The 12,378-nt window shown below is 61.9% G+C and carries 7 protein-coding genes; 2 read left to right on the forward strand and 5 right to left on the reverse strand.

Annotated elements, in window-relative coordinates; translation table 11 throughout:
- Positions 1–73: 73 nt before the first annotated feature.
- Both mshA and ARUE_RS15225 read left to right on the forward strand, forming a co-directional pair.
- Positions 74–1,318 carry a D-inositol-3-phosphate glycosyltransferase gene (mshA, locus tag ARUE_RS15220; protein WP_014922366.1) on the forward strand — a complete coding sequence of 415 codons (1,245 nt, stop codon included), beginning with the start codon at positions 74–76 and terminating at the stop codon, positions 1,316–1,318.
- 99 nt (positions 1,319–1,417) lie between these two features.
- Positions 1,418–3,106, forward strand: a complete 1,689-nt coding sequence (locus ARUE_RS15225; protein WP_014922367.1) for a formate--tetrahydrofolate ligase — start codon at positions 1,418–1,420, stop codon at positions 3,104–3,106.
- Positions 3,107–3,458: 352 nt separating this feature from the next.
- Here ARUE_RS15225 and ARUE_RS15230 read toward each other — a convergent pair whose 3' ends face one another.
- The 5 genes from ARUE_RS15230 to glgX form a co-directional block, all read right to left on the reverse strand.
- Positions 3,459–4,544, reverse strand: coding sequence for an inositol-3-phosphate synthase (locus tag ARUE_RS15230; protein WP_011775542.1), 1,086 nt, complete (start codon positions 4,542–4,544; stop codon positions 3,459–3,461).
- A 168-nt stretch (positions 4,545–4,712) separates the two neighbouring features.
- Positions 4,713–5,750 carry an L-glyceraldehyde 3-phosphate reductase gene (mgrA, locus tag ARUE_RS15235; RefSeq protein ID WP_014922368.1) on the reverse strand — a complete coding sequence of 346 codons (1,038 nt, stop codon included), beginning with the start codon at positions 5,748–5,750 and terminating at the stop codon, positions 4,713–4,715.
- A gap of 79 nt (positions 5,751–5,829) precedes the next feature.
- On the reverse strand, positions 5,830–7,602 hold the full coding sequence (treZ, locus tag ARUE_RS15240) for a malto-oligosyltrehalose trehalohydrolase (RefSeq protein WP_014922369.1): 1,773 nt from the start codon (positions 7,600–7,602) through the stop codon (positions 5,830–5,832).
- Positions 7,603–7,746: 144 nt separating this feature from the next.
- Positions 7,747–10,059, reverse strand: coding sequence for a malto-oligosyltrehalose synthase (gene treY / locus ARUE_RS15245; protein WP_011775545.1), 2,313 nt, complete (start codon positions 10,057–10,059; stop codon positions 7,747–7,749).
- Positions 10,056–12,338, reverse strand: a complete 2,283-nt coding sequence (gene glgX, locus ARUE_RS15250; RefSeq protein ID WP_011775546.1) for a glycogen debranching protein GlgX — start codon at positions 12,336–12,338, stop codon at positions 10,056–10,058. The genes treY and glgX overlap by 4 nt, the downstream gene beginning before the upstream one ends.
- Positions 12,339–12,378 lie beyond the last annotated feature (40 nt).

Here is a 12,378-nt window from a genome sequence, read left to right on the forward strand (position 1 = left end):
GGGAACTCGGGGGCAGGAGTAGTGTTTTCTGCAGGGCAAAGCTGATTTTTGTTGTGATCGTGAGGAGGACCGGGTGCCGTTGATCCGTCGTGTTGCGTTCCTGTCGTTGCACACCTCCCCCATGGAGCAGCCCGGCGCGGGTGATGCCGGGGGCATGAACGTCTACGTACGGGCGCTGGCCATGGCGCTTGCCGAGTCCGGCGTGGAGGTAGAGATCTTCACCCGTTCCACCAAAGCCGGCCAGCCCGCCGTCGAACACCCCGGACCGGGCGTTTGCGTCCATAACGTCATGGCAGGTCCGCGCCGCAAACTGCCCAAGGAAGAACTGCCGGAGCTCCTGCACCACATGGTGGAGGAAATCGACAGAATCCGCCTCCAACAGCTCCACGGCCGTTACGACGCCATCCATTCCCACTACTGGGTTTCCGGCGTCGCAGGGCTTGAACTGTCAGAGTTATGGGGCGTTCCGCTGGTCCACACCATGCACACCATGGCAAAGGTCAAAAACCTCGTCCTGGAGTCCGGGGAAAGGCCTGAGCCACGGCGCCGGGAAGAAGGCGAACAACGGATTGTGGACGGCGCTGCCCGGTTGGTGGCCAACACCCCCGCGGAGGCCGACGAACTGGTTTCCCACTACGGGGCAGACCTTGACCGGATTGACGTTGCCCCGCCCGGGGTGGACCTGAAGGTGTTCACGCCGTCGTTTCGGCGGAAGTCCCGTTCCTTGCGAGGTGTCAGGCCGGACAGCTTCCATATCCTCTTTGCCGGCAGGATCCAGCGGCTCAAAGGCCCGCAGGTTTTTGTGAAGGCAGCCGGTATCCTCCGAAAACGCCGTCCGGACATCGATCTGGAAATGACAATCCTGGGTTCGCTCAGCGGCGCCAAGGACTTCAACCTCCAACACTTTATTGAAGACGCCGGACTGGCCGACGTCGTCACTCACCGGCCGCCTGTTGTGGCACCGGAGCTGGCCAGTTGGTTCCGGTCCGCAGACGTCGTGGTAATGCCGTCCTTCAGCGAATCCTTCGGTTTGGTGGCGTTGGAAGCACAGGCGTGCGGTACTCCCGTTGTGGCTACCAACGTTGGTGGTCTTTCCCGCGCCATCTCGGACGGACGAACGGGCATACTGGTGGACGGGCACCACCCCTCCGACTGGGCGGACGCCCTGGAAGACCTCTACGACGACGTCCAAACCCGGGAGGACATGGGCCGCCTCGCTGCCACCCACGCCGAGTCCTTTGGGTGGCAGCGCACAGCCGCCATCACCTTGGAAAGCTACCGGGAGGCCGTCAGCGGCCTGCTGGTTCCCAGGCGCTGAGTCTTCGCCAGGATCCGCTCCAGGGCTGATAGATTGTCGCGCACAGCGTAAGAACCCCAGCAGCAGCATCCCCGCTGCGGGCAGAGCCGAAGGACAACGATGTCTGAAAACAAGGTCCTGAGCGATCTTGAAATTGCCCACAACGCCACCATGCTTCCCGTTGAAGCAATCGCCGAACGCGCGGGCATCAATGTGGATGCCCTTGAGCTGTATGGGCCGTACAAGGCCAAGATCAATACGGCCAAGCTGGTGCTCCCCCGGGGAAAGGCGCCCGGCAAGGTGGTGCTGGTCTCTGCCATGTCCCCCACCCCGGCAGGCGAGGGCAAGTCCACCACCACTGTGGGACTCGCGGACTCCCTGGCCCGCGCTGGCCACAAAGTGATTATTGCCCTGCGCGAGCCCTCCCTGGGCCCCATCCTCGGCATGAAGGGCGGGGCTACGGGCGGGGGCTATTCCCAGGTGTTGCCCATGGATGACATCAACCTGCACTTCACCGGCGACTTCCACGCCATCACGTCCGCAAACAACGCCCTCATGGCACTCGTGGATAACCACATCTTCCAGGGCAACCAACTCGGAATCGATCCACGCCGCATGACGTTCAAGCGCGTGCTGGACATGAACGACCGTGCATTGCGGGAAGTCGTCATCGGACTCGGCGGGCCCATGCAGGGAGTGCCCCGGCAAGACGGCTTCGATATCACGGTGGCTTCGGAAATCATGGCGGTCTTCTGCCTCGCCACAGACCTCGACGACCTCCGGGAACGGCTGGGACGCATCACCTTCGGGTACACCTACGATCGCACCCCGGTCACCGTTTCGGACCTCGGCGTGGAGGGGGCCTTGACCATGCTTTTGAAGGACGCCATCAAGCCGAATCTCGTCCAAACCATCGCAGGCACCCCCGCCTTGGTCCACGGCGGTCCCTTCGCGAACATTGCGCACGGCTGCAATTCGTTGATCGCCACCAGCACCGCCATGCAGCTTGCCGACATCGTGGTTACTGAGGCCGGCTTCGGCGCAGACCTCGGTGCCGAGAAGTACATGGACATCAAAGCGCGCATCGCCGAGGTGGCACCATCCGCCGTCGTGGTGGTTGCCACAATCCGCGCCCTCAAGATGCAGGGCGGCGTTCCCAAGGAGAAACTCAACGAACCAAACGTCGAGGCTGTCGCCGCCGGCGTCGAAAATTTGAAAAGGCACGTGGGAAACGTGGCGAAGTTCGGTATCTCCCCCGTTGTTTCCATCAACAAGTTTGGATCAGACACTCCCGAGGAACTTGAGTGGCTCCTCGCTTGGTGCGCTGCAGAAGGCGTGGAAGCAGCCGTCGCTGATGTCTGGGGCCGAGGGGGCGGAGGCGATGGCGGTGACGAGCTGGCGGCCAAAGTCGCAGCAGCTTTGGAAGCCCCGTCCAACTTCCACCACCTGTACCCGCTGGAACTCGGTGTTGAGGACAAGATCCGCACGATTGTGCAGGAGATCTACGGAGCCGACGGAGTGGAGTTTTCAGTCCCCGCGCTCAAGCGTCTCGCCGAGATCGAGAAGAACGGCTGGTCAGGACTCCCGGTGTGCATGGCCAAGACACAGTACTCGTTTACTGACGATGCCTCGAGGCTTGGCGCGCCCAAGGGATTCCGCGTGCACGTCCGCGAACTGATTCCCAAGACGGGTGCCGGCTTCATCGTTGCGTTGACCGGCGCGGTGATGACCATGCCCGGCCTCCCCAAGGAACCGGCCGCGATGCGCATGGACGTCGACGCGGACGGCAACCCTACGGGCCTTTTCTAACCCTCTCTCACATCCCACCCCCTTCCGGCCAACCCTCTCTCACATCCCACCCCCTTCCGGCCAACCCTCTCTCACATCCCACCCCCTTCCGGCCAACCCTCTCTCACTCTTTCTAGGAAAGTGATAGAGCGTCACGCTCAAACCCGAGGGATGTGAGACAGCGTCCGGCTCAAACCCGAGGGACCTGACAGAGCGTCCGGCTCAAACCCGAGGGATGCGAGAGAGCGTCCGGCTCAAACCCGAGGGATGTGAGAGAGCGTTCGGCTCAAACCCGAGGGATGTGAGAGAGCGTCCGGGAACGACAGACGCCCTCCCACATCAGTGGAAGGGCGTCTGTTCAAACCGTGGTGGTTTAGCGCTCGATGTCGCCGCGGATGAAGGCTTCAACCTTGTCGCGGGCGAGGTCGTCGTTGAACTGCTCCGGCGGCGACTTCATGAAGTAGCTCGAGGCGGAAAGCAGCGGACCGCCGATGCCGCGATCCAAGCCGATCTTCGCAGCGCGGATGGCGTCGATGATCACGCCGGCAGAGTTCGGGGAGTCCCACACTTCGAGTTTGTACTCGAGGGAAACCGGAGCGTCACCGAAGTTGCGGCCCTCAAGGCGGACGAAGGCCCACTTGCGGTCATCGAGCCAGGCAACGTAGTCGGACGGTCCGATGTGGACGTCGTCGGCGTGCAGCTCGGCTTCTACGTTCGAGGTCACGGCCTGGGTCTTGGAGATCTTCTTGGACTCGAGGCGGTCGCGCTCCAGCATGTTCTTGAAGTCCATGTTGCCGCCGACGTTCAGCTGGTATGTGCGGTCCAGCGTGACGCCGCGGTCTTCGAAGAGCTTGGCCATGACGCGGTGCGTGATGGTGGCACCGATCTGGCTCTTGATGTCGTCGCCAACGATCGGGACGCCGGCTTCGGTGAACTTGTCAGCCCACTCCTTGGTGCCGGCGATGAAGACCGGGAGGGCGTTGACGAAAGCAACTCCGGCGTCGATGGCGCACTGGGCGTAGAACTTGGCTGCCTGGTCCGAACCGACGGGCAGGTAGCAGACCATGACGTCGGCTTTGGCTTCGCGGAGCGCAGCGACGATGTCAACGGCTTCATCCGGAGCCTCGACGATCGTTTCGCGGTAGTACTTGCCAAGACCGTCAAGGGTGTGGCCGCGCTGAACAGTCACACCGGTTGCGGGAACGTCGGCAATCTTGATGGTGTTGTTTTCGCTGGCGCCGATGGCGTCTGCGAGGTCCAGCCCAACCTTTTTGCTATCGACGTCGAAAGCAGCAACGAAGTGGACGTCGTTGACGTGGTACTGGCCGAACTCGACGTGCATCAGACCCGGGATCGTGGCCTTGGGGTCAGCGTCGCGATAGTACTGAACACCTTGGACCAGCGATGCGGCGCAGTTACCTACACCGACAATGGCAACACGAATCGGATGTGAAGACACGGAACTCCTTTTGAGAAATAACCTCAGGTGCCAGGCGCATCCCTGACTGAGTCCAGGGCACGGCTAATTGGCACGGCGCCATTCGGCGCACACTTGCATTGTAACCAACACAGCGGAAGCCGGTTTTGTTCCCTACCGGCTTCCGCTGTTTATGTCAGTTCTTGAAGGTTACTTCTGAGCCCACAGATTGATGTCCGACTCGACGGCGAACTCGTCAATCGCAGTCAGCTCATCTGTAGTGAACTTCAGGTTGTTGATCGCGCTGAGAGTGTCCTCAAGCTGGGCCACGCTGGAGGCACCAACAAGCGCGGATGTCACCGGCGAACCCTTGGGCTGATCGCGAAGGATCCACGCAATGGCCATCTGCGCGAGGGTCTGCCCCCGACCCTCGGCAATGGCGTTCAGGCCGCGCACGCGGTCCAGCTTGTCTTCCGTCAGCGCGGACTCGGACAGGAAGCGTTCCTTGGCTGCGCGGGAGTCCGCCGGAACGCCGTTGAGGTACCGGTTGGTGAGCATGCCCTGCGCGAGCGGTGAGAACGCGATGGATCCTGCGCCCACTTGGTCCAGTGCCTCGTAGAGGTTGGGTGAGCCGTTCTCGGTCCACCGGTTCAGCATGGAGTAGCTGGGCTGATGGATCAGCAGCGGGGTGCCAAGCTCCTTCAGGATCCGTGCGGCTTCGAGGGTCTGCTCCGGGGTGTAGGAGGAGATGCCCGCGTAAAGTGCTTTGCCGGACCGGACTGCGTAGTCCAAGGCGCCCATGGTCTCTTCCAGCGGCGTCTCGGGGTCGGGACGGTGGCTGTAGAAGATGTCCACATAGTCCAGGCCCATGCGCTCCAGCGACTGGTCCAGGCTGGAGATCAGGTATTTGCGGGATCCCCACTCGCCGTAAGGGCCGGGCCACATGTAGTAACCGGCTTTGGTGGAGATGACCAGTTCGTCACGGTACGGCTTGAAGTCGTCCTTCAGGTGACGCCCGAAGTTGGTCTCGGCCGATCCGTCCGGCGGTCCGTAGTTGTTGGCGAGGTCGAAGTGGTTCACGCCGAGGTCGAATGCACGGCGGAGGATGGCGCGCTGTTCGTCGAATCGTTTGTCGTCGCCGAAGTTGTGCCAAAGGCCCAGCGAGATAGCGGGTAGCTTGAGTCCGCTGCGTCCGACGCGGCGGTAGGGCATGGTTTCGTAGCGGTTTTCCGCAGCCGAATAAGTCATACGTACCATCCTGCCACTGCATAAACCGGGGTGACGGCGCTGTCCGCATTGTGGGCGCCGTCACCCTCGATCCATGGACTTACTGGACGCGCACGACGGCGGCGCTAGCGCCGGGAAGCGTCAGCGTCCCGGCTTCCAGGGCTACTTCGCCGTCGGTGGCCAGCAGCACGGAGCCGCTCAGTGGCGTTTCGAGTGCGTCGTCCCCGAAGTTGCATACCACCCGGACGGTGCCGCGGGTGAACTGCAGCCAGTGTTCGTCGTCGTCGAACTCAACGGAAGTCTCACCGAAGCCGCCCTCCACCAATTCCGGGGTGTTGCGGCGCAGCTGTGCCAAATCCTTGTAGAGCTGCAGCAAGCGTGCGTGGTCCCCATCGCCGATTTCATCCCACTTGAGCTTGGAACGCTGGAACGTCTCCGGGTCCTGCGGATCAGGAACAACTGCCGGATCCCATCCCATGCGTTCAAACTCCTTGATCCGCCCCTCGGCTGTTGCCTTGCCCAGCTCTGGTTCCGGGTGGGACGTGAAAAACTGCCACGGGGTGGAGGCCCCAAACTCCTCACCCATGAACAACATGGGCGTGAAGGGGGATGTCATGGTCAGCACAGCGCCGATGGCCAACTGTCCGTAGGACAACGTAGCCGTGAGCCTGTCACCGATGGCGCGGTTGCCGATTTGGTCGTGGTTCTGGAGGCAGACCACCAGTGCTGACGGGTGGGCCAAGTCACGCCGAATGGGCCTTCCATGGTGTCGTTCTCTGAAACTGGAGTAGCTTCCGTCGTGGAGGAATCCATGTTCAAGGACTTTTGCCAGCACTGCCAGAGAGTCGAAGTCCGAGTAGTAGCCGGTGGTCTCCCCGCTGAGATTGACGTGGACGGCGTGGTGGAAGTCATCGCTCCATTGGCCTTCCAAACCGTAGCCGTTGTCCTGGCTCGGGTAGATGAGCCGAGGGTTGTTCAGATCGGATTCAGCGATCAAGGTCCTGGGTATACCTGTTTCGGCCTCAATCTGGTCTCCCAGCGCCCCGAACTCTTCGAGGATGTGCACGGCGCGCTCGTCCCGAAAAGCATGCACAGCGTCGAGTCGGAGTCCGTCCACATGGTAGTCCCGGAGCCACATCGCTGCATTGTCCAGAATGTAGCGGCGAACGTCGTCCGAGCCGGGGCCGTCAAGGTTTACGGAATCACCCCAGGTGTTGCCCTCTCCCGATTTCAGGTACGGGCCGAACTTGGGCAGATAGTTGCCGCTCGGCCCGAGGTGGTTGTAAACAACGTCCTGGATGACACCAAGGCCCGCTGCATGTGCCGCGTCCACAAAGCGCTGGTACGCGGCCGGACCGCCGTAAGGCTCGTGAACGGAATACCAAAGGACGCCGTCGTAGCCCCAGTTGTGAACCCCGTTGAACCCGTTGACCGGCAGCAGTTCAATGAAATCGACGCCGAGGTCCACCAGGTAGTCCAGTTTCCCGGCGGCGGCATCCAGCGTGCCTTCAGGAGTGAAGGTGCCCAGATGTAGTTCGTAGATCACGGAACCCTTGAGGTTCCGCCCTTTCCACTCGCTGTCCTTCCATTCATGGACGGAGGGATCGAAGGTCGCGGACAGCTGATGAACCCCGTCCGGCTGCCTCCGTGAGCGCGGATCGGGGAACGGACCCTCCCCGTCCAGTACGTAGCCGTACCGAACCCCGTCGGTTTCCTCTGCCACCACATCAGCCGGCGCGCGCCACCATCCGGAGGCGGCGCCGTCGTGATGCTTTTCCATGGCGTATTCCCGGTCGTCGGCGAGCAGCCGAACAGAACCAGCGTTCGGCGCCCAAACGTCGTAACGGTTTTTTCCAGCAGCGTGCTCCAGCATCAAGCTCCCCTGTACGTGTTTAAGCGTGCTTTGCAGTGACGATGTTGCCAGTCCAGCGATCAGGCCAGTCCAGCGATCAGGCCAGTCCAGCGATCAGGCCAGTCCAGCGATCAGGCCAGTCCAGCGATCAGGCCAGTCCAGCGATCAGGCCGTGGGCACCAACAGGGCCACCGGGTAATGCTCCAGCAAGGTGGCCACCGGAACAGCACCGGCCCCGTATGTAGCTCCCGTGAGTTCATCCCGGCAGTTCACAGTCAATTCAATGGTCGTGTCCCGCCAGCCGCCTTCGCTTGCGAGCCGCTTGGGCAGGCGTGTGGCAACGGTGAGGGCTCCGCGACGGTCCGCCCCGCGGTCGAAAGCCACCACGTGTCCCGCTGCAGCGCCTTGGGCCGCGACCGGTAGGTAACCGGCGAACAGCTCAGGCCTGTCACGGCGCAGCCTTAGTGCGCGGGAAACCACCAGGAGTTTGGCGGATTCATCCGTGAACGCGGGCTTGGCGCCATCATCCAGCTCCGCCAAGGCAGCGATGCGGGCTTGGAAGTCCACCGGCCGCCGGTTGTCGGGGTCCGTCAGTGAACCGTCCCTGAATTCCGTCCCTTGGTAGACGTCCGGGACGCCGGGCATGGTCAGCTGGATCAGTTTGGCGGACAGCGAGTTGGACGTTCCGTAGGGTTCGAGTTCTTCCACGAAGTTCGTCAGCGCGGCGGCAACCTCGGGGACGTCGAAAACGGCGTCGACGGCGGTAGCCAACTTACGCTCGAACTCCTGGTTGGGGTCGGTCCAGTTGGTGGAGTTCCCGGCTTCGCGGGCCGCTTTCAAGGCGTAGGACTGCAGTCGTTGGCGATCTGCAGGCCACGCGCCGACGATTGACTGCCAGACCAAGGCGGAGAGGGGTCCGTCCGGGATGGGGGCGAGCTCCTGAACGGTGCCAAGGAACAGCTCCCATTCCGGTACTGCCTCGGAGATGACCGAGATCCTGGCCCGTGCATCCTCGCTCCGCTTGGTGTCGTGCGTGCTCAGGGTGGTCATGGAGAGCGGCAAGAGCTGCTGCCTTCGGGCCATGCGCTCATGGAAGACTCCGCTGGGGATGGAGAATTCCGTGGGATCAGCGCCCACTTCCGTCAGTGATCCAAGCCGCGTGTAGCGGAAGAACGCGGTGTCCTCCACGCCCTTGGCCATCACCATGCCGGATGTCTGCTGGAAACGCTGGGCCAGCAGGCTGGATTCATCCAACAGGAGAGGCTGAAGCTGGCTGAGGACAGTTGCCAGGTCGGGGCGCTCCCTGGCGGCGTTTTCCACGGACTCTACGAGGGTCTTCCCGCCATAGGGCAGATATGTCCTGTAGATAGGGAAGCAGCAGATGACTTCAGCCAGGGCGTCGGCCACCTTGGCGAACGGCAGTTCCAAGGATTCAGGCACAAGGCGGGCAAGACGCAGGATCTCCGAGCGCAAGATGCCATCCGCGATCCGACGCTTGGTCGCATGAATCATGGCGTGGTAATCCGCTGGGGCGTCCGCGTTCCGCAGACGGGCATCAAGGGAGTTCAGGTACTCTTCAGCCGCTGGGTCCACAAAAAGACGGTCAACGTCGGCCAAGGCGTCATACCCGGTGGTGCCTTCGCAGTCGAAGGTCTCCGGCAACTGCTCCCCCGGTTCCAGGATCTTTTCCACCAAAAGGTAAGCGCCCGCCGTCGCTTCGCGCAGCCTTGCGAGGTATCCCTCGGGATCGGCGAGCCCATCCGGGTGGTCGATCCTCAGCCCGTCCACCAGGCCTTCACGGAACCAGCGAACAATCTCTTTATGGGACTCGTCAAAGACCCAGGGAACCTCAACGCGCACTCCGGCCAAGGTGTTAACAGCAAAGAACCGGCGGTAGTTCAGGTCAGCGTCGGCCCGGCGCCAGCCGACCAACTCATAGTGCTGCCGCTCATGGACCTCGCGCGGGCTATCCCCGGACGCGTACGTTCCTTCGGCCAACGGGAAACTGTGATCGTAGTACCGCAGTTCGTCGTCCACCACCTTCAGCTCGTCAAGGTCGTCGTCACTGCCCAGGACAGGGATGCGGATCTTCCCGCCGCCGAAGTCCCAGTCGACGTCGAAAGCCTCGGCGTATTTTGAACCGCGGCCTTCCTTCAGCAGCTGCCACCACCACGCATTCTGCTTGGGCGAAGCAACACCCATGTGGTTGGGCACGATGTCGGCCAGGATGCCCAGACCCTTGTCCTTCGCTGCCGCGGACAGTGCGGAAAGCCCCTCGGGCCCTCCCCTTGAGGGATCCACAGTGGAGGGATCGGTGACGTCATAGCCGTGATCCGAACCCTTCTCCGCGGTGAGGATCGGTGAGACGTAGACCCAATCGATTCCCAGGGTGCGCAAGTATCCGGTGAGCTCAGCCGCATCCTGCAACGTGAAGCTCGGGCGAATTTGGAGCCGGTACGTCGAAACGGGGGTTTTCACGAGTCCGCCTTCTTCGGGTCGCCGGCGTCCTTGGACTCAGCCGGCGCGTCCGCCTTGTAGTCGAACGGCAAGGACGTCACTGCAGGGGCGGTGATGGATGCCGTTTCCGGAGTGCTTGTCTGCGTAAGAGCTGCAAGGGAGGCTGCCACCGAGTGATCGGGTTCAATCTCAGGAGTGCTGTGGGCGCGAAGTACCACCAAGGACTTGCCGCCTACCATGAGGATCTGATCGGGCTTGATGACGCCGGCTTCAGCACCTTCTCCAGCGGTATCGATCATGACATCCCAAGCAGGCGCATACTCATCGGAAGGAATCCGGAAGCCTACTTCGTCCTGGTCGGCGTTGAAGTACAACAGGAAATTGACGTCGGTGATGCGTCGCCCCTGTGTATCCCGGCCATGGATACCGTCTCCATTGAGGAACACGCCCACGGAGCGTCCCAAAGCTTCGTCCCAATCGGACGGCGTCATAGTGCTCGCGTCAGCGTCCAGCCATACGATGTCCGGCAGACGCTCGCCTTCTCCACGGAGCACCGGGCGCCCATCGAAGAATCGGCTGCGACGCAGGCTGGGGTGTTTGGCCCGGAGTGCGCTAACCGCCGCCGTGAACTCGATCAGGGGTTGGTCAACGTTGTCCCAGTTGATCCACGTCAACTCTGAGTCCTGGCAGTAACCGTTGTTGTTGCCGTTTTGGGTCCTGCCGAGTTCGTCTCCGTGCAGAAGCATGGGAACGCCCTGGGACAGGAACAGCGAGGCTATGAAGTTGCGCTGCTGACGCGCCCTCAGGCCAAGGACCGTGGGATCATCCGTGGGCCCTTCCGCACCGCAGTTCCAGGAACGGTTGTGGGATTCGCCGTCGTTGTTGTCTTCACCGTTGGCCTCGTTGTGCTTCTCGTTGTAGGAGACGAGGTCGGCCAGGGTAAAGCCATCGTGTGCGGTGACGAAGTTAATCGACGCCACAGGGCGACGCCCGGAATGTTCGTAGAGGTCCGCCGAGCCGGTGAGCCGGGAAGCGAACTCGCCCAAGGTGGAAGGTTCCCCGCGCCAGAAGTCGCGGACGGTGTCGCGGTATTGGCCGTTCCACTCCGTCCATTGCGGAGGGAAGTTACCCACCTGATACCCACCAGGTCCAACGTCCCACGGCTCAGCAATGAGCTTGACTTGGGACACTACCGGGTCCTGCTGGATGAGTTCGAAGAAGGTGGACAGCTTGTCCACATCGTAGAACTCACGGGCCAGCGTGGAGGCGAGGTCGAAACGGAATCCGTCAACGTGCATCTCGGTGACCCAGTAACGCAGCGAATCCATGAGCAGCTGGAGCGAGTGCGGGCTGCGGACGTTGAGCGAGTTGCCCGTGCCGGTGTAATCCATGTAGTACTTCTGGTCGTCTTCCACCAGGCGGTAGTACGCGGAGTTGTCAATGCCCTTGAAAGACAGGGTGGGTCCAAGGTGGTTTCCCTCGGCGGTGTGGTTGTACACGACGTCGAGGATGACCTCGATACCAGCGGTGTGCAGCGCCCGCACCATGGCCTTGAAGTCCTGGACCTGCTGGCCGGTATCACCCTTGGAGCTGTAACTGTTGTGGGGCGCGAAGAAACCGATGGTGTTGTAGCCCCAGTAGTTGTTCAGGCCCTTGTCCTGCAGGATGCCGTCGTTGACGAACTGGTGCACCGGCATGAGTTCGATGGCCGTGATCCCCAGCTTCTGCAGATGGGAAATAACAGCCGGGTGGGCGACGCCGGCATACGTGCCGCGTTGCTCCTCGGGCACTTCCGGATGCATCTGGGTGAGGCCCTTGACATGTGCCTCGTAGATCACGGACTTGTGGTACGGAATCCGCAAGAGCTTGTCGCCGTCCCAGTCGAAGAACGGGTTGATGACCACGCCCAGCATCATGTGCGGCGCGGAGTCCTCGTCATTGCGGGAATCCGGGTCCCCCATGTTGTACGAGAACAGGGAAGGGTCCCAGTCGATCTGCCGGTGGATGGCCTTGGCGTAAGGATCCAGCAGCAGCTTGTTGGGGTTGAAGCGCTGGCCCGCGTCGGGGTCGTAAGGCCCGTGCACACGGTAGCCGTACTTCTGCCCGGGCTGAACCTGCGGCAGGTAACAGTGCCACACATAACCGTCTACCTCGGTAACAGCGACGCGAACCTCCGCGCCGTCGTCGTCGAAGAGGCAAAGCTCTACTTTTTCGGCCTTCTCGCTAAACAGCGCGAAGTTGGTTCCGGTGCCGTCAAAGGTGGCACCCAGCGGATAAGCCGATCCAGGCCAGACTTCCATGCGTTCTCCTCTTGATGATGCGAACAACTGTTGCAAGCCT

Origin of the sequence: Arthrobacter sp. Rue61a (assembly GCF_000294695.2) — a bacterium.
GTDB classification, from domain to species: Bacteria; Actinomycetota; Actinomycetes; order Actinomycetales; family Micrococcaceae; genus Arthrobacter; species Arthrobacter aurescens_A.